The sequence below is a fragment of the Curtobacterium sp. 18060 genome (assembly GCF_902706105.1).
Classification (GTDB): domain Bacteria; phylum Actinomycetota; class Actinomycetes; order Actinomycetales; family Microbacteriaceae; genus Curtobacterium.
The window spans coordinates 75,560-92,120 of the sequence record NZ_CACSJV010000007.1 but is presented as its reverse complement, the minus strand read 5'-3'; the positions used below and the strand labels follow the sequence as shown (position 1 = coordinate 92,120).

Sequence of the window (16,561 nt, the reverse complement as noted above, 5' to 3'; positions counted from 1 at the left end):
CGGCGAGGACGGAACGACGGGAGGCACGGTGCCAGCTGGCACCGTGCCTCCCGTGCTTCTCCGGTCACCCACTCGAGCCGCACCCGCGTTGCGCACGCGACCACGCGTCCGTCACTGCCGGTGCGTCGCCACCGTGCTCACCCGCAGGTCCTCGAACGTGCTCGTGAACCCGGCACCGCCGAGCGAGATGAGCCCGATCCTCGGGGCGCTCCCGAGGTCCGCCGTCCAGGTCCCGCCCCGGACGAAGTGCCGCCCGTCGACGCTCGTCGACGCCGTGTACCGGTGCTCCCCGCCGACGACCCGGTGCACGATCCGGAGCGTGGTGGTGTCCCCGACCGGTCCGACGACCGTGTTGCCGTAGCTCGGCGCCCCAGCCGGTTGCCCGGACACCTGCTTGCCGAACTCCGTCTGCCGGGTGTTGAAGATCGAGTTCGACGTCAGCCGGACGTAGTTCCCGTCGTCGCCCCACACGATCAGTCCGCCCTGCACGTAGTTCACGCCGTCGCCGGTGGCGGGGGTGTCCACCGCGACGGTGGTCTGCAGCACGTAGTCGCCTCGCGGCGCCGGTTCGGACAGGACCGAGGCGAGTGGCGTCGCCGGCGGGTGGATGTCGGCGTCCTGTGTCTGCCAGCGGAACGCGCCGCCGCCGACGGTCCAGGTCGAGCGGTCGGGTTCGCGGGTCCAGCGGAGCGACGTGGGGAGCGTGGTCCCGTCGAACGAGGTCGACAACGCGCGGATGGTCCGTCCGGGAACGTCGACCGGAGCGGTGGTCGCCCGGTAGGTCGCACGTTGCCCCGGCTGTGCGACCGGCCCCGGCTGCACCGTGTCGGACGGCCCCGCTCCGCCCCGCACGACGGGCCAGCCGTTCCGCCAGTCGAGCGGGTCGATGAGCGCCGGCCGCTTCGTGTACGTCGGCTGCCCGGCGTAGTACGGGTCGCCACGGTCGACCGCGTGGTAGATGATCCAGTCCTGGCCGGCGAGGTCGGTGACCACCGTGTTGTGCCCGGTGCCGACCCAGCGGTTGCCGTTCTGCGCGAGGAGGGGTGTCCCGCCGACCCGGGTGCTCGTGATCGCCACCCCGTCCTGGTCGGTGAAGGGTCCGAGGGGGCTGCGCGACCGGGCGACGAAGACGCCGTACCCGGTCAGGGCGCCGTTGCAGCAGTTCGTGGCGGAGCCCGTGAAGTACCACCAGCCGTCGTGGCGCATCAAGTACGCGCCCTCGTACCGGTTGTCGATCGCGATCTGCCGTTCGCTCGCGGGGTCGGAGCGGAGACCGTCGGCGCTGAGCGTGCGGACGTTGACGCCGCCGAAGTAGCTGCCGAAGTACAGGTACGTGGTGCCCTTGTCGGTGATGACCTCGGGGTCGAACGCCCAGCGCGCCCCGGCGCCGTTCGCGGCGGTCTGCGGTGCCACGGCCGGGCCGCCGGAGTCCGTCCACGGACCGGTCGGACTCGAGCTCGTCGCGACGCCGACCGCGGATCCCCCGCCGGTCGGTGCCGATGCCGAGGGCGTGTCGGACGCGGCGTAGTACAGGTACCAGGTGCCCGCGCGACCGCGGTCGCCCGCGCGGTACACGACGTCCGGCGCCCAGATCCCGTTGGCGGACCCCACCCACGCCGGTCGCGTCGGGAACGCGTCGTTCACGTACGTCCAGTGCGTCAGGTCGGTCGACCGGTAGGTCGGCACACCGTGCTGCACGAGCGACCCGTCGGCGTTCTGCTCCGTCGCCGTCAACGCGTCGGTCGTGCAGTACAGGTACCAGTTGCGGTCGCGCCCGACGCCGCGGATCGCGGTCGGGTCGGCGCAGCTCGCCGCCGTCTCGCCGTCGGGCAGGCTGAGCGCGACCGGGTTCCGGTGGGTCGGCGCAGCCGCGCCGTGTCCCGAACCGCTGTGTCCGGTGGTCCGGTCCGCGACGGGCGTGGACGCTGCGGCGGGGCCGACCGGGAGGCCCGTGGCCGCGACCGCCGTGAGCGTCGCGACGGCGAGGATGGTTGCGACTGTTCGGCGCACGGGGTCCTGCTCTCATCGTCGAGGAAGGGCTGCGTGCGCGAGCGTACGCTCGCGGGCAGCGGACCGGGCCGGTTCCGCCCGGTTCCGCGCGACGAAGGAGTCAGCGATGCCCGCGAGGTTCGTGTACTGGATGAACGTGTCGATCGACGGCTTCGTCGAGCGCGACGAGGGCGAACTCGGCGACGTCGAGGGACCCGAGTGGATGCGGATCGACGAGCCGCTGCACCGCGAGTTCAACGCCCGCGCCGCGGCGATGACCCTGTCCGTCGAGGGGCGGGTCGTCCGTGACATGATGGACCCGTTCTGGCCGGACGCCCGCACCGACGAGTCGATGCGGGCGTTCATGCGCGAGTACGGCGAGGTCTGGACCGACCAGCCGAAGGTCCTGGTCTCGCGCACCCGGACCAGCGCCGACCACAACACCCGGATCATCGGGGGCGACGACGCGATCGCGCAGCTCGCCGTCCTGCGCGAGGAGTCCGAGGGTGACATCGGGGTCGGCGGCCCGAACCTCGCGACGCAGTTGCTCGACGCGGGGCTGCTCGACGAGCTGTTGCTCTACACGCACCCCGCGGTGCTCGGCGCCGGTCGGCCGCTGTTCGACCCGCCGGCGACGGGCGTGCGACCGCCGGTGCTGCTGGACCTGCTCGAGCAGCGGGAGTACCACAACGGGGTCACGCTGCACCGCTACCAGGTGCTGCGGTAGTCACTCCCCCGAGGGCCCTGGACCGAAGATGACGAGTCGCCAGGCGCTCGGCCGGTCGCTGTCGAAGTCGTTGAACGCGACGCTGTCGACGTCCTTGCTCGATGACAGTTCGATCTGGTGCGGGCTGTCGCGGCAGTCCATCGGATCGAGTTCGATGCTCTGCGATCCGCCCGGCAGCACCGTCCGCACGATGCCACGCATGTGCCCGTTGCCGTAGCAGGAGAACTCGAGGTGGTCGATCGTCCGGGAGTCCGGGAACTGCACGCGGACGCCGGGCTCGAGATGGGCGGGGTCCTCGTCGCCGGGGGTCGTGTCGGCGCTCAGCACGCCGAGGACCGCGTCCTCGGTCTCGGTCCTCGCCTCCTGCTGCGTCTTCCACTTGGCGAGCGCTTGCTCGTCGACGGGCGGCGCCGAGGTGCAGCCGGCGAGCAGGGCCACGACGGCGAGCGCCGGCAGGACCAGGGCGGGGAGGTGTCGCACGCCGTGAGCCTAGCGACGCCGCGGGGCCATTCGTCGCACGGGCAGTCGATGCGTGTGCAACGTGCGACGTCCCACCTGTCGATCGACAGGTGGGACGTCGCAGAACGCGTGCGCAGTCGGTCGGGTCAGACGTCGCGTCGACGTGCGACCGTCAGCGCGAGTGCACCCACGACGAGCACCTCGGCCGCCAGGACACCGAAGCCGCCCCAGCCGTTCAGGACCACGCCGCTCGTCGGTCCCGCGTCCGCACCGGTGTACGGGTACGCGAACAGCTGGCTGCCGGCCTGGTCGGGCAGGAACTTGAACACGTCGCCGATCCACTCGGCGTTCAGCAGCCCGGACACGAGCGACAGGATCACCGGCAACACGAGCAGGATGCCGAGCGTGATCGCGATGCCACCGGCGCTGGACCGGACGAACAGCCCGATGCCGTAGGCGAGCAGCGCGAGGAGCGTCACGTACACCGACGAGCCGAGGATCGGCATGAACACCGACGGGTCGCCGATCTGCGGGCTCGTGCCGTCGGAGGCCAGGAGCAGCGCCGACAGCACCACGCCGATCCAGGTCGACACCACGCTCACGACGAAGGTCGTCAGCGCGAGGACGGTCGCCTTCGCGAGGATCACGCCCGTGCGACGGGGGTCAGCGGTGAAGGTCGAGCGGACCTGACCGGTGCCGTACTCGCCGGTGATGATGAGCACGCCGAGCACACCGACGACGAGCGCACTGAGCGAGACGCCCGTGGTGTTGATGCTCACGAAGCTGCCGTTCGCGACGTCCTGCGGGGAGTTCGCGGGCAGGTCGACGAAGGCGCCGAGCAGCCCGGCCATGCCGATCGTCAACACGGCCAGGATCGCGAAGCACCAGATCGTCGACCGGATGCTGCGGAGCTTGATCCACTCGCTGCGGACCAGGTGCGGGAACGACAGGCGGAGCGAGTCCGGCACGGAAGCCGAGTGTGTCCGGGTGACGGGCGGGGTGGTGGCGCTCATCGGGTGCCCTCCGATCGGTACTCGACGTCGTCGCGGGTGAGGGCCATGTAGGCCTCCTCAAGGCTCGCGCCGGTCGGGGTGAGTTCGTGCAGTGCGACGCCGGCCTGGGCGGCGATGTTGCCGACCGTCGGTGCGTCGGGACCGACGACCAGGAAGGTGCCGTCCTCGCGCGGGGTGACGGTCGCGTTCGGGCCGATGGCTTGGAACAGCTGCTCGGGCGACGGCGTCCGGACGATGACCCGGCTGCCACCGCCCGCGGCGCCGGGAGCGACTCCCCCGCCGGCGACGAACTCGGCGATCGGGGCGTCGGCGAGGACCTTGCCGCGGCCGAGCACGACCACGCGGTCGGCGGTCTGCGCCATCTCGCTCATCAGGTGGCTGGACAGGAACACGGTGCGACCGTCGGCGGCCATGCGTCGGGCGAGCTGCCTGACCCACAGCACGCCGTCGGGGTCGAGACCGTTGACGGGCTCGTCGAGGATCAGGGTCTTCGGGTCGCCGAGCAGTGCGGCAGCGATTCCCAGGCGCTGCCCCATGCCGAGCGAGAACCCACCGACGCGCTTCTTCGCGACCGACTCGAGGCCGGTCATGTCGATGACCTCGTGCACGCGGGCCTTCGGGATGCCGTGGGTCGCCGCGAGCGAGAGGAGGTGGTTGTAGGCGCTGCGGCCCGAGTGGACCGCCTTCGCCTCGAGCAACGCACCGACCTGCCGGAGCGGGTCGCGGAACGTCGTGTACGGCTGGCCGTTCACCGTCGCGCTCCCCGCGGTGGGCCGGTCGAGGCCCATGATCATGCGCATCGTGGTGGACTTCCCGGCGCCGTTCGGCCCCAGGAAGCCGGTCACACTGCCGGGTCGGACGACGAACGAGACGTCGTCCACGGCGGTCTTCGGACCGTACTGTTTGGTGAGGTGGCTGACTTCGATCACGGCGGCCACGCTATTGCAGCGGTGTCCGGCGGCGCGTCCGTCGGAAGGGGGATATGTCAGGTGCGCGGGGTGCTCGGCGTAGCCTGTCGCCGTGAAGCAGGCACAGGACGACGGACCGTTCTTCCACGGCACCAAGGCCGACCTCGAGCCGGGCGACGTGCTCACCGCGGGCTTCCGGTCGAACTACCGCCCCGAGGTGGTCATGAACCACGTCTACTTCACGGCGGTCTCCGACGGCGCCGGGCTCGCGGCCGAGCTCGCCGCCGGTGACGCCGAACCGCGGGTCTACGAGGTCGCGCCGACCGGTCCGTACGAGGACGACCCCAACGTCACCGACAAGAAGTTCCCCGGCAACCCGACCCGGTCCTACCGCAGCACTGAACCGGTGCGGATCGTCCGCGAGGTCACCGACTGGCCCCGACTCACGCCCGACGCGCTGCGCCTCTGGCACGAGCGCGTGGCCGCACTGCGCGCGGACGAGCGCGGCGAGATCATCAACTGAGCCGGCTGGCGGACGGGAGGCGCGGGGCGGGGCCGCCACGGGCCTCCCGTCCGCTTCGCCCTGGTCTCAGTGCCCCGAACGCGCCCTGCGGACGTCAGCGGCTCAGCGCGTCGCTCGTCGTGACGGTCGCGAAGCTGCCGTCGAGCGCCGCCATGAAGGCGGCGTGGACGCTCGCGCCCGGGACGGTGACGCCCCCGGAGGTCAGGTCCGGCGCGGCGCACGCGTCGGCGACGACCGTCGCGGTGAAGCCGAGTTCGTGCGCGGCCCGGGTCGTCGAGTCGATGCACATGCTGCTCATCATCCCGACGATCGTGACCTCGTCGACTCCGGCGTCGGTCAGCAGTTCCTGCAGGCCGGTGCCGATGAAGCTGTTCGGCTCGTGCTTCTCGAGGACCGGCTCGCCGTCGACGGGCGCGACCGACGGGTGGAAGTCGAGGCCCGGCGTGCCCGGCACGAAGAACGTGGCGTCGGGGTCGGTGGACACGTGGAAGACGTGCACCACGAGGTCGCCGGCGGCGCGGAAGGAGTCGAGCACGGTGCGGGCCGCGGCGGCAGCGGCCTCGGGTTCGACGAGGGGGAAGGCCCCGCCCGGGAAGTAGTCCAGCTGGATGTCGACGAGGAGCAGCGCGCGGGTCATCGGTTCAGTATGGCGGGCGGCGGGTCATGGTTTCGCGCCGTTGCCGAACGAACCGTGCAGGGTCGCGTCCGCAAAGGCCGTCGTGTCGACCACGGCGCGGACGCGGTCGAGGACGCCCTGGTCCTCCGAGTCCACGCCGATGACGAGCGAGCCGTAGTCGACGCGCATCGTGTACGGGATCGAGGCCTCGAGCCCGGTCACGTGCGGGGTCGTGGCGAGGGTCGCCAGTCCCTGCGCCACCGCAGTGGACGTCGAGAGCGGGATCTGCTGGTCGAACGTGCCGTCGTAGTGGACGGTGCTGGCGATGTGCCCCTCGTCCGCCGGCACGGTCAGCGTCAGGGAGACGCCGGTCCACGCCAGTTCGGTGGCCATCGTCGTCGGGACGGCTCCGGCCTGAGCCGGGGTCGCGTCGGGGTCCATCGTGACCGTGAACCGCGACGCGAAGTGGTTCGACGTGACCCACCGGGTCGAGCAGGTCGGGTCCGGGGCGGAACTGGGGGTGTTCGTGGTCGTCTGCGTCGCCTCGGCGACGGCCGGGAGCGCACGGACCTGTCGGAGGGCGGTGCGCACCTGGCTCGCGACGGCGGGGTCGAGCGTCGGCGCCGGGGTCGGGTCCGGTGTCGCATTCGCTGCGTCCGGCGCCGGCGCCTCCGAGCTCGGGCAAACCGCCGTCTCGGTGCCGCTCCATCCGCCAGACGACCCCAGTGCGTTCCGAGCCAGGCCCTCCGCGGCCGAGCACGCCGTGAGCGGCACGGTGCAGGCGAGGACGACGAGGAGTCCGATGACGAGACGAGAGCGCACCGACCCAGTCTCGCTGCCGCGTGCTGCACGCTGGAGCCGAATCCGTGCGCTGTGTCCCGGGTGCTACCCGGTCGCCCTCCTCAGTTCGACTGGTCGTCCAGGTCGAGCGACGTGGTCAGTTCCGGGAACGCCCGCGCCTGCTCGATGAGCTGCTGCGCCTTCCGCACGACCCCTTCGACGCTGTCCGCACCGGCGACGAGGCGCAGCGGCGGTTCGGACATCTCGGTCAGGGCCAGGAGCGTGCGGGCGAGCTTCGCCGGATCGCCGCTCTGCTTGCCCTCCATGCCGCGGAAGAACTCCTTGGTCTGGTCCGACGAGGACCGGTAGTCGTCGAGGTGGACGTCGCCCCAGAAGGTGGAGCTGCCCTCCGCGAGCAGGTCGGTCCGGAAGAAGCCGGGCTCGACGACCGTGGTGTGGATGCCGAACGGCAGGACCTCGTCGTGCAACGCTTCCATCCACCCCTCGAGCGCGAACTTCGACGCGGCGTACGCGCTCCCACCGGCACCCGCGACGATGCCGGCGGTCGAGCTGATGCTGATGACCCGGCCGGAGCCCTGTGCCCGCATGACGGGGAGCACCGCGCGGGTGACGTTCATCGCTCCGAAGAAGTTCGTCTCCATCTGCCCGCGGAACTGCTCCGCGGAGACCTCTTCGAAGAACCCGCCCTGGAAGCTCCCGGCGTTGTTCACCAGGACGTCGATGCGGCCGAACCGTTCGATCGCTGCGTCGACCGCGCTCCGGACGGTGCGCTCGTCCGTGACGTCCAGCGCGACGGCGAGCATCTCGTCGTGCTGGCCGACCGCTGCGGCGACGCGTTCCGGGTCCCGCCCGGTCGCGACGACGTGGTGTCCGGCATCCAGGGCGGCGCGCGCGAACTCGGTGCCCATGCCGCGGCTGGTCCCGGTGATGAAGAAGGTCTGGGGTTCGGTCATGCCCCCAGCGAAGACCACTTCCGCGCAACGAGTGAGGCTCTGCCGAAACGGGGTCGAGCAGAACCTCCCTCCCGACGCTCGAGCCGCCCTACCGTCAGGGACATGGACCCCCTCGTGACCACGACCCCGTCGACTCCGTCGACCACTCCGGTTGCCGACGACCGGCTGCCGTGGTTCCCGCTCGCACTGCTCGCGGCGATCGGGTTCGTGCTCGTCGCCATGGAGACCATGCCCGCGGGCCTCCTGCCGGTCATCGCGGACGGCATGGGGACGTCCGAGGGCACGGTCGGACTGTTCGTCAGCGCCTACGCGATCGGCACGGTCATCGCCACGGTGCCGGCGATCGCACTCACGCGGAGCCTGCGCCGCAAGCCGTTGCTCATGACGGCCATCGCCGTGCTGATCATCGCGAACACCCTCACCGCGTTCGCCCCGAACGTGACGGTCGCGCTCGTCACGCGGTTCGTCGCCGGCGCGGCGTCCGGGATCATCTGGGGCATGTTCGCCACCTACGCGCGGCGCATCAGTCCCGCGCGGTTCGCGGGCGTCTCCCTCGCTATCGTCTCCACGGGCGCGCCCGTCGGCTTCGCGCTCGGCACGCCGCTCGGGTCGTTCACCGGCACCGCCCTGGACTGGCGCTGGTCGCTCATCGGCCTCAGCCTCGTCGGGGTCGTCATCCTCGGGTTGATCGCCGTGTTCGTGCCGGACGCACCCGGCCAGACCGGCACTGCGAAGGTCTCCGTGGTCAAGGTGTTCCGCATCCGCGGCATCGCGATCATCCTCGCCGTCATCGCCACGTGGATGGTCGCGCACAACACGATCTACACCTACATCTCCCCGTACCTGCGGGTGACCGGCACCGACCTCAGCGCCGGTCTCGTCCTCCTCGTCTACGGCATCGCGGCGATCCTCGGCGTCGTGATCACGGGCGCGCTCCTCGACCGGCATCCCCGGCCCCTGCTGCACCTGAGCGTCGGACTGTTCGTCGTCACCGGGGTCGTCCTGCTCGTCGGCCACTCGTCGCCGGTCGCCGTCCTCGTCGCCGCCGTCCTGTGGGGTGTCAGCTTCGGAGGCGCCTCGACGCAGCTGCAGGCGGCGCTCACCACGGCAGGTGGGGAGAACGCCGACGTCGCCAGCGCGTTCCTGCCCGTCGCGTTCAACATCGCGATCTTCGTCGCCGGGATCTTCGGAGCCGCGCTGTTGACCGTGTTCGACGGACTGGTCCTGGCCGTGGTGATGATCGTGTTCGGGGCGATCGCGGCGGTGCTCACGCTGGTCGGTCGGCGCTCGGCGTTCCCCGCTCGGCTCTAGCGGACGGCCGACGGACGAGACGGCCGCCACGGTTCAACCGTTGACGAGGTCCCCGCCCCACGTCAGGTCGCTGTCCTCGTCGACCGCGAACGCCTCGAACCGGTCGTCGGCCAAGACCGCGTCGACCAGGGCAAGTGACCCGGCGACGATCGTCGAGTCCCAGTCGATCTCCGACGCGAGCACCCAGGAGTGGTCTTCCGGCCAGAGCATCTGCGGGGTGTGGGCGAGGTCGACGACCGTCCCGATCCGAGCGCGGTCGAGCCACGTCGGGTCGGCGAGCTGCGGCAGGGTCACCGAGAGGAGGAAGCACTCGCGGTGCGGCCACGGGAAGAGCTCGACGGCGAGGGCGGCGCGGATCGCCGCCTGATCTCCGTCGTGCACTGCTTGCTGCTCGACGACGTACCGCTGCATCGACTCGATCTCCTCCGCAGTCGGCTCGTCCGGACCCTGCCAACCGACGGCGAGCGTCGAACCGCCGCTCAGTTCGCCCCACCCGTCCCAGACCGCTGCGACCAGGTCGTCCGGCGTCGACGTGGCCTCGGCCAGGTGCTCGGTGAGCGCAGCGAGCAGGCTCGGCTCGAACCAGCCTTCCTCGGGCGGGTGGACGCGCCATCCGTCCTCGAACACCAGGTCGGACTCGTCGGTCCGGCCGGTCAGGCTCCGCCACTGGACGAGTGGGTGCGCGATGCCGCCCGTTCGCGACGCGACGTCGGACCACCGCCACCGGGCGGACTCGAGGACGGAGTGGTCGTCCCATTCGTCCACGATCGAACGGTCCCCTCGGTCCGCCGACACCGGGTGGAGGATGCGCGCGTAGGCGTCGAAGCCGGTTCCGACTGTCCCGCCCACGGTGGCGAATACACCCGCCCGGGCGAGTAGCCAGGTGCCGCGGGAGACGTCGGTGATCAGTTCCACGTGCAGAGCCTAGACACCCACGCGATCGTGGGTCGACTGACGACTCGAGTTGCGGGACAAGGGTGAAGCACGCCAAACTCGTACGCAGTATTTGATAGTTGAAACTTCAGGAGATCAATGTCTGTTCGGCTGAAAACGAAGTCTGCCCTCGGGGTAGTGATCGGCGTCGCGCTCACAGTGTCAGGGCTGGGCGCCACTGGTCCGGCGACCGCGGCGGAGAAACCGGGCGCACAGGACGCTCGAGCAGCGTGGGGCAGCTACCACAAGATCATCAGCAAGACGTCGACTGGAAGCCACGTAGGCTCCCAGAAACTCGCATCGTGTGGATCACGAACCGCCGCGATGGACTGCTCACTCACTCGCGGAAGGACGGCCAACCGCACGATCGGACTCGACTTGGGCGCCTCTCGCGGCTGGGCTGCTGGCCAGTTGAAGATCAGCGCCTCGACCACCCAGAGCGTCTCGGTGACCTGCAGCAAGCGGAAGGTCCCCAAGGGCAAGCAACTCGTCGCGTACCCGGTCGGCGTTCGCTACAAGTACAAGATCCAGAAGCACATCACCGGCGCTGGCAAGGACTACGTGTCGGGCACGTCGAAGTGGCTGTACGCGTTCAATCCTGGCAGCGCACGCGTCTCCTGCGACATCAGGAGCTTCTAGCTAAAGGAGGACGCATGCGCATCACTCTCGTTTCCGTTGCGATCGTGACCACACTGCTCGGGTTGTCAGGGTGCACTTCCGCTCCTGACGTCGCGACCACCGATCTCATCGGCAAGAGCGTCGCGCTGGCCACCGAGCAGGTCCCCTCGGGTCGGTCGTACGCATGGTACGACCTCACAGAGCAGATCCTCCACCGGGAAGGCGACTTGATCGGAGGGGCCGAACCGGATGGCGAAGGCGGCGTGATCGTCGCCGTGTGCGCGGACGCTGAGGCCATCGGACGCACCTCGAGCATCACCACTGGCGCCATCCCTGCCGGCGATTACCACGGACGGATCAAGCGCGAAGCCGAGGCGGGAGCCTTTGACGCACTCCTTCCGGAGTGTCAGCGTCAAGGCTGATCCCGTGCGACTCCGGCCGTCAGGGCCAACCCGGCAGTCAGGCCTCCATCGACGGCCTGGCTGGACGGCCAACGCGCAGCTCGGGAAACTGCTCGTCGCGCCACTCACCGTCGATCGGCGTGCCACTTGCGGCCGCACGCTCCTCGCGCTCCCGCAGCTCCACGCGCCGGATCTTGCCCGAGATGGTCTTCGGCAGCTCCGCGAACTCGACCCGACGCACGCGTGCGTACGCCGGGAGTGCGGTCCGCGCGTACGCGAGCACCTGTTCGGCGGTTTCCGCCGTCGCGTCGAACCCGGCGGCGAGCGTCACGTACGCCTTGACGACGTTGAGCCGGGCGTCGTCCGGCGCGGGTACGACGGCGCTCTCGGCCACGGCGGGGTGCTGCAGCAGGGCACTCTCGACCTCGAACGGTGACACCTTGTAGTCGGACGACTTGAACACGTCGTCGGTCCGGCCGATGAAGGTCAGTTCCCCCTCGGCGTCCCGGACCGCGATGTCGCCGGTGTGGAAGAAGCCGTCGCGCATCGATGCCGCGGTGCGGTCGGGGTCGCCGAGGTACTCGGCCATCAGGTTGACCGGTCGCTCGTCGAGGTCGAGGCAGACCTCGCCCTCGTCGCCGGGCTGCCCGGTGACGGGGTCCAGCAGCGTCACGGTGACACCGGGCAACGCACGGCCCATCGCCCCCGGGGTGACGGTGGTGCCGGGGGCGTTGCCGATGATCGCGGTGGTCTCGGTCTGCCCGTAGCCGTCGCGGATGGTCAGACCCCACGCGCGTTCGACCCGGTCGATGACCTCGGGGTTCAGCGGTTCTCCGGCCGACACGACCTCGCGCAGTGCCCGAGGGCGCGCACCGAGATCGGACTGGAGCATCATCCGCCAGGCGGTGGGCGGTGCGCAGAACGTGCTCACCTCGGCGGACTCCAGCTGGGCGAGGAGCGCGGCCGGATCGAACCGCGGGGTGTCGTGGACGAAGACGGTCGCCTCGGCGATCCACGGCGCGAAGAAGCAGCTCCATGCGTGCTTCCCCCAGCCGGGCGAGCTGATCGCCAGGTGCACGTCCCCGGGCCGCAGGCCGAGCCAGTGCATCGTGCTGAGGTGCCCGACCGGGTACGACGTCTGGGTGTGCACGACCATCTTCGGCTTCGAGGTCGTGCCCGACGTGAAGTAGACGAGGCAGGGATCGGAGGTCTTGGTGACCACGATCGGTCGCGACTCCCCCGCGGGCACTGGTTCTCCGAGGTCCGACGGGTAGTCCGTCCAGCCGTCCGCCGTGCCGCCGATGACCACACGCGAGAAGTCCCCGCGGACGTCGTCGTACTTCGCGGTCTCGCTGCGGTTCGTGACGACGTGCGCCACGCCTCCGCGGTCGACGCGGTCCTGCAGGTCGGCGGTGTCGAGCATCGTCGACGTCGGCAGGATCACCGCCCCGAGCTTGATCACCGCGAGCATCGTCTCCCACAGCTCGAGCTGGTTGCCGAGCATGACGAGCACGTGGTCGCCCTTCCGGACGCCGTGCTCGTGCAGGCGAACGGCCAAACGGTCGGACCGGGCGGCCATCTCCGCGTAGCTGAGCCGCTGTTCCGAGCCATCCGCGTCGACGATCCAGAGCGCGATGCGGTCGTTGCCAGCAGCGATGACGTCGAACCAGTCGTCCGCCCAGTTGAAGGTGTCGCCGAGGTCCGGCCACCGGAAGGCGGCGCGGGCGGCATCGGCGGACTCTGCGGAGAGCAACTGGTCACGGGCAGCGCGGTACGCGGCGGTCACGTTCGGGTTGGGCACGGACCGATCATGCCGCATCCGTCTGGTCGCCGATCCCGAACAGCCGACGTGCGTTCCCCGACGTGAACGCCTCGCGGGCCGCGTCCGAGGGGAACTCCTGCAGGAACGTGTCGATCTCGGCGGCGGAGGGTCGCTGGAACGGGTGGTCGGTGGAGAACAGCAGCCGATCGGGCGTCGTGACGTCCAGCGCGTGCCGGAGCAGCGTGGGGCTGAGCATCCCCGAGCTGGTGATGTGGAGGTTCGAGCGGACGGTGTCGGACACCGTCCGCTCGAGTCCGGCGACCCGCGACAGGCTGTCCGCACGGTCGAGCCAGAACAGCAGCAGCTCGCCCCAGTGGCCGAGCACGACCTGCAGGTCCGGGTGCCGGTCGAAGGTGCCGCCGACGATCAGGCGCAGTGCCGCACGTGCCGCCTCGAGGTGCCACCCCCACCCGAAGGTCGCCAATCCGAGCTCGACCATCGGGTCGAACCCCTCGTACGCCGCCTCGCGCAGGCGCTTCGACGGGATCTGCGGGTGGATGAAGACCGGCTGCCCGAGCGACGCCGCGACGGCGAAGAGGCCGTCGTACCGGCGGTCGTCGAGCGGCACCTCGCCCGTCCGCCCGTAGACCATCGCCCCCACGCAACCAAGGCCGGCAGTGCGCTCCAGTTCGGCGACGGCAGCGTCCGGGTCGGCCATCGGCAGGGTCGCGAACGCGCGGAACCGGTCCGGGTGGTCCGCGACCGCGGCGATCGCGATGTCGTTCGCCTGCTGACTCAGCGGGATCGCGTCCGCGGCATCGAGCGGCTGCGCTCCGGGCGGCGCGAGGGACAGCACCTGGACGTCGATCCCCTGCTCGTCCATCGCTGCGAGCCGGGCGTCACCGAGGTCACGGAGCAGCGCGCCGTTGTCGCCGAGTTCGTCCAGCGCCGTGCTCGGGTCGCGGCGGTCCTCGGGCAGGGCGTTGACGGCGTCCGTCAGGGCGGGGTGGCTCCAGTGCTCTTCGATCGCGATCAGGGTCATCGGGGTTCCTCCGTCAGGTCTCGCACCGGTGCGTTCGCTCATCGGCGTTGAGTGAACCGTACTCCTCGCTCAACGCCGTAGAGTCAGACGCATGGCCGAGACCTCACGCGACGCGAAACGCGCACAGACCGCCGAGCGCATCCGCGCAGCCGCTCGGCAGCAGTTCGGTGCGAACGGGTACGAGGGCACGACGATCCGGAGCATCGCCGCATCAGCGGGGATCGATCCGTCGCTCGTCATGCAGCACTTCGGGTCGAAGGCAGCGCTGTTCGCGACCGCCGTGCAGCTGCCGGCCACGTCGGACGGTGGGAGCGAGCGTGCGGCGGCCGACCACCTGCTCGACGTCCTGGGGATCCGGTTCGACGCGCTCCCCGCCGAGACGGCCGCGCTCGTCCGGTCGATGCTGACGGTGCCCGAGGCGGCGGACACCATGCGTGGCTACCTCGACGAGCGGGTCGAGAACCTGGCGCGCTCACTCGACGGCGACGACGCCCGGCTGCGGGCGTTGATGACCGTGAGCGGCATCCTCGGCATCACGATCACGCAGCACTTCCTGCGCCTCAGCGCGTTCGAAGGCGCGTCACGTGACGACCTGCTCCGCGCGGCGCAGGGGTGGGTCGAGTCGCTCACCACGGAGGCCGGGTCACCCACTCGCTGAGCCGGGTCCGCCCAGACTGTTCAGCCACCCCTCGAGCCACGGCACGACGTCCGACAGGTCCGCCGTGTCGATCGCGGTCGATGCTGCCGCCCTGGCCGCTCCGGTCGCATTGAGAGCCAGCGCCGCGGGGACCACCTCGAAGAGTGGGATGTCCGACCGACTGTCCCCGATCGCACAGCACCGCTCGATCGGCACGCCACGGGCCAGCGCGTACCGGAGCGCACGGTCTCGCTTGTCGAACTCGTCGAAGTGCTCCGCCACCGCCCCGTCGTAGGTGCCACCCGTGACCCCGACCCGCGGTCCGCCGTGCGCGACGAACCCGAACCGCCGCGCGAGCGACCGAGTGACCGGCTGCCACGCGAGCGACGCCAACACGGGGACGACCTGGTGCGTGCGGCACCACGCCACCACGAGCTCCACACCGGGGAGCACCGGTAGGTCGTCGAGCCAGCGGTCCACGGTCGTCGTCGATGCGCCGCGCCAGCCCGCGGCATCGATCTCGCTCACCTGTCGATTCGTGAGCGAGCCGTCGGCGTACCGACGCTCAGCCTCGTCCAGCGCGTCCCGGTGCCCGAATCGCTCCGCGAGATGACTGCTGCTCGAACCGGTCGACATGAGCGTCCCGTCGACGTCGAAGAAGACGATGCCGCGCACCGGCTCCGTCACTGCCCCCGATCCTCCGGCATCGCGGCGCGGATCGCTGCGATCGTGTCCGCAGTCTCGACGTGCAGGTGCGCCCGGATCCCCATCGCCCGCGCAGCCTCGATGTTCTCCGGTACGTCGTCGATGAACAGGACATCCGCGGGTGCGGCGTCGAGCCGGTCGAGTGCGATCCGGAACGCCTCGGGTTCCGGCTTCGTGACGCCGATCTCGTGGCTGTAGCAGATCGGGTCGAACACGGCCGCGAACCCGAACCGTCGCTCCTCTTCCTGACGGGCGCCGTCACCAGAATTGGACAGGATTGCGAGCCCGACCGTCCCGCGCAGACCGGCGACGAAGTCGAAGAGCGGCTCGTTCAAGGAGCCGCAGTACGCGTCCCAGAAGTCGGCTCGCATCGACGCGAGCACCTCGGCCGAGGCGCCGAGTGCGGCGCCGATCTTCCCCCAGTACTCGTCGTCGACCCCGGTCCTCCGCGCGGCATCGGGCAGGTCGGCGTCCGACAACCGCGTCGAGAACTCCTCGTCCGTCAGTCCGAACGCAGCCGCCCACCGCGTGCGGAACTGCCCGGGCCATGCCGCGTCGTCGACCATCTCGAGCACTCCACCGACGTCGAGCAGCAGCCACCGCACCCCACCGCCGGTCATGCCGAGGCCCCGTCGAGTCGACGGATCATCTCGAGCTCCCGCTCGTCGGGCGCGAGGACGTACGGCTCGCTCGCCCCGGTCGGCTCGTACCCGCGTCGCGCGTAGAAGGCCTGAGCCCGGAGGTTGCGCTCGTGCACGTGGAGACGGAGCGTGGAACCGTGGCCGGCTGCCCACGCCTCGATCGCGTCGAGCAGTGCATCGGTCACGCCGGCCGCACGGCCGCGGTGTGACGGCGCGACGTACACCCCGACCAGCAACGGTCCGGTCGCGGCGTCGGGTATGAACACCCCCATCGCACCGACCCAGCGGCCGTCGGTGTCGATCGCCACGAGCGAGGTGCCCCCGGTGTCCTGACCTCGGCGGCCCCGCGCACGCCACTCGGTCTCGTCGAGCTGCTCGGCGTCCGCCAGGTGCTCCGCGTAGGCCATCGGGGTGTCCCGGAGCATCTCCAGGCGGAGCGCTCGGACGGCCTCCCAATCGGCTTCGGTCGTCGGTCGGATGGTGATCCCCTGCATGGACCGAGCCTAGGACAGCGGGCGGTCG

Annotated in this window: 19 protein-coding genes; 6 read left to right on the top strand and 13 right to left on the bottom strand. The window is 70.6% G+C overall.

All coding sequences use genetic code 11. The annotated features are described in order from the left end of the window. Positions 1-111: 111 nt before the first annotated feature. Positions 112-2,010 carry a family 43 glycosylhydrolase gene (locus GVL05_RS05935; RefSeq protein WP_159572135.1) on the bottom strand — a complete coding sequence of 633 codons (1,899 nt, stop codon included), beginning with the start codon at positions 2,008-2,010 and terminating at the stop codon, positions 112-114. A gap of 106 nt (positions 2,011-2,116) precedes the next feature. Here GVL05_RS05935 and GVL05_RS05930 point away from each other — a divergent pair, with 106 nt between their 5' ends. Next, on the top strand, positions 2,117-2,716 hold the full coding sequence (locus GVL05_RS05930) for a dihydrofolate reductase family protein (protein ID WP_159572132.1): 600 nt from the start codon (positions 2,117-2,119) through the stop codon (positions 2,714-2,716). Here the strand turns inward: GVL05_RS05930 and GVL05_RS05925 are convergent, their stop codons facing one another. The 3 genes from GVL05_RS05925 to GVL05_RS05915 form a co-directional block, all read right to left on the bottom strand. Next, positions 2,717-3,196: a hypothetical protein gene (locus tag GVL05_RS05925; RefSeq protein WP_132100824.1), complete on the bottom strand. Its 480-nt coding sequence runs from the start codon at positions 3,194-3,196 to the stop codon at positions 2,717-2,719. It lies immediately after the preceding gene. Between the two features lie 125 nt (positions 3,197-3,321). Next, positions 3,322-4,188, bottom strand: coding sequence for an ABC transporter permease (locus tag GVL05_RS05920; RefSeq protein ID WP_159572129.1), 867 nt, complete (start codon positions 4,186-4,188; stop codon positions 3,322-3,324). Next, positions 4,185-5,117 (bottom strand): ABC transporter ATP-binding protein, encoded by a 933-nt coding sequence (locus tag GVL05_RS05915; protein ID WP_123338426.1) that lies wholly within the window; start codon positions 5,115-5,117, stop codon positions 4,185-4,187. Before GVL05_RS05915 ends, GVL05_RS05920 begins: the two co-directional genes overlap by 4 nt. Positions 5,118-5,208: 91 nt before the next feature. Here GVL05_RS05915 and arr point away from each other — a divergent pair, with 91 nt between their 5' ends. Further along, positions 5,209-5,619: an NAD(+)--rifampin ADP-ribosyltransferase gene (gene arr, locus GVL05_RS05910; protein WP_159572126.1), complete on the top strand. Its 411-nt coding sequence runs from the start codon at positions 5,209-5,211 to the stop codon at positions 5,617-5,619. 94 nt (positions 5,620-5,713) lie between these two features. Here arr and GVL05_RS05905 read toward each other — a convergent pair whose 3' ends face one another. The 3 genes from GVL05_RS05905 to GVL05_RS05895 all read right to left on the bottom strand — a co-directional run bounded on the left by GVL05_RS05905 (position 5,714) and on the right by GVL05_RS05895 (position 7,989). Continuing rightward, positions 5,714-6,256, bottom strand: coding sequence for a cysteine hydrolase family protein (locus GVL05_RS05905; protein ID WP_159572123.1), 543 nt, complete (start codon positions 6,254-6,256; stop codon positions 5,714-5,716). Between the two features lie 24 nt (positions 6,257-6,280). Then, entirely contained in the window at positions 6,281-7,057 is a 777-nt protein-coding gene (locus GVL05_RS05900; RefSeq protein WP_235035873.1) for a hypothetical protein, read from the bottom strand. 80 nt (positions 7,058-7,137) lie between these two features. Beyond that, complete coding sequence (locus tag GVL05_RS05895; protein ID WP_159572120.1) at positions 7,138-7,989, bottom strand: SDR family NAD(P)-dependent oxidoreductase; 852 nt, start codon at positions 7,987-7,989, stop codon at positions 7,138-7,140. Positions 7,990-8,091: 102 nt separating this feature from the next. Between GVL05_RS05895 and GVL05_RS05890 the strand changes: the two genes are divergently transcribed. Then, positions 8,092-9,300 carry an MFS transporter gene (locus tag GVL05_RS05890; RefSeq protein WP_159572117.1) on the top strand — a complete coding sequence of 403 codons (1,209 nt, stop codon included), beginning with the start codon at positions 8,092-8,094 and terminating at the stop codon, positions 9,298-9,300. A 33-nt stretch (positions 9,301-9,333) separates the two neighbouring features. Here the strand turns inward: GVL05_RS05890 and GVL05_RS05885 are convergent, their stop codons facing one another. Beyond that, on the bottom strand, positions 9,334-10,215 hold the full coding sequence (locus tag GVL05_RS05885; RefSeq protein ID WP_159572113.1) for a hypothetical protein: 882 nt from the start codon (positions 10,213-10,215) through the stop codon (positions 9,334-9,336). Positions 10,216-10,611: 396 nt separating this feature from the next. On the opposite strand from GVL05_RS05885, the gene GVL05_RS05880 reads away from it, so the two are divergent. Both GVL05_RS05880 and GVL05_RS05875 read left to right on the top strand, forming a co-directional pair. Further along, the gene (locus tag GVL05_RS05880) at positions 10,612-10,872 is read left to right on the top strand and encodes a hypothetical protein (protein ID WP_123936758.1); all 261 of its coding nucleotides are present in this window, start codon (positions 10,612-10,614) and stop codon (positions 10,870-10,872) included. A 14-nt stretch (positions 10,873-10,886) separates the two neighbouring features. After that, positions 10,887-11,273 (top strand): hypothetical protein, encoded by a 387-nt coding sequence (locus tag GVL05_RS05875; RefSeq protein WP_123936757.1) that lies wholly within the window; start codon positions 10,887-10,889, stop codon positions 11,271-11,273. 37 nt (positions 11,274-11,310) lie between these two features. Here the strand turns inward: GVL05_RS05875 and GVL05_RS05870 are convergent, their stop codons facing one another. Both GVL05_RS05870 and GVL05_RS05865 read right to left on the bottom strand, forming a co-directional pair. After that, entirely contained in the window at positions 11,311-13,053 is a 1,743-nt protein-coding gene (locus GVL05_RS05870; protein ID WP_235035872.1) for an AMP-binding protein, read from the bottom strand. A 7-nt stretch (positions 13,054-13,060) separates the two neighbouring features. Continuing rightward, on the bottom strand, positions 13,061-14,098 hold the full coding sequence (locus GVL05_RS05865; RefSeq protein ID WP_235035871.1) for an amidohydrolase family protein: 1,038 nt from the start codon (positions 14,096-14,098) through the stop codon (positions 13,061-13,063). Positions 14,099-14,147: 49 nt separating this feature from the next. Here GVL05_RS05865 and GVL05_RS05860 point away from each other — a divergent pair, with 49 nt between their 5' ends. Then, on the top strand, positions 14,148-14,714 hold the full coding sequence (locus GVL05_RS05860) for a TetR/AcrR family transcriptional regulator (RefSeq protein ID WP_159572104.1): 567 nt from the start codon (positions 14,148-14,150) through the stop codon (positions 14,712-14,714). On the opposite strand, the gene GVL05_RS05855 is transcribed toward GVL05_RS05860, so the two are convergent. The 3 genes from GVL05_RS05855 to GVL05_RS05845 are packed head-to-tail and all read right to left on the bottom strand — an operon-like array spanning position 14,700 to position 16,533. Continuing rightward, the gene (locus GVL05_RS05855) at positions 14,700-15,380 is read right to left on the bottom strand and encodes an HAD family phosphatase (RefSeq protein ID WP_159572101.1); all 681 of its coding nucleotides are present in this window, start codon (positions 15,378-15,380) and stop codon (positions 14,700-14,702) included. The genes GVL05_RS05860 and GVL05_RS05855 overlap by 15 nt on opposite strands. Next, positions 15,377-16,018, bottom strand: coding sequence for an HAD-IA family hydrolase (locus GVL05_RS05850; RefSeq protein ID WP_159572098.1), 642 nt, complete (start codon positions 16,016-16,018; stop codon positions 15,377-15,379). The genes GVL05_RS05855 and GVL05_RS05850 overlap by 4 nt, the downstream gene beginning before the upstream one ends. Continuing rightward, the gene (locus GVL05_RS05845) at positions 16,015-16,533 is read right to left on the bottom strand and encodes a GNAT family N-acetyltransferase (protein ID WP_159572096.1); all 519 of its coding nucleotides are present in this window, start codon (positions 16,531-16,533) and stop codon (positions 16,015-16,017) included. Before GVL05_RS05845 ends, GVL05_RS05850 begins: the two co-directional genes overlap by 4 nt. Positions 16,534-16,561: the final 28 nt, after the last annotated feature.

Coding starts and splice junctions, on each gene's coding strand:
- GVL05_RS05860 (WP_159572104.1), top strand. CDS start 14,148: ATGGCCGAGACCTCACGCGACGCGAAACGCGCACAGACCGCCGAGCGC.
- GVL05_RS05895 (WP_159572120.1), bottom strand. CDS start 7,989: ATGACCGAACCCCAGACCTTCTTCATCACCGGGACCAGCCGCGGCATG.
- GVL05_RS05920 (WP_159572129.1), bottom strand. CDS start 4,188: ATGAGCGCCACCACCCCGCCCGTCACCCGGACACACTCGGCTTCCGTG.
- GVL05_RS05875 (WP_123936757.1), top strand. CDS start 10,887: ATGCGCATCACTCTCGTTTCCGTTGCGATCGTGACCACACTGCTCGGG.
- GVL05_RS05930 (WP_159572132.1), top strand. CDS start 2,117: ATGCCCGCGAGGTTCGTGTACTGGATGAACGTGTCGATCGACGGCTTC.
- GVL05_RS05865 (WP_235035871.1), bottom strand. CDS start 14,098: ATGAGCGAACGCACCGGTGCGAGACCTGACGGAGGAACCCCGATGACC.
- GVL05_RS05845 (WP_159572096.1), bottom strand. CDS start 16,533: ATGCAGGGGATCACCATCCGACCGACGACCGAAGCCGATTGGGAGGCC.
- GVL05_RS05850 (WP_159572098.1), bottom strand. CDS start 16,018: ATGACCGGCGGTGGGGTGCGGTGGCTGCTGCTCGACGTCGGTGGAGTG.
- GVL05_RS05890 (WP_159572117.1), top strand. CDS start 8,092: ATGGACCCCCTCGTGACCACGACCCCGTCGACTCCGTCGACCACTCCG.
- GVL05_RS05905 (WP_159572123.1), bottom strand. CDS start 6,256: ATGACCCGCGCGCTGCTCCTCGTCGACATCCAGCTGGACTACTTCCCG.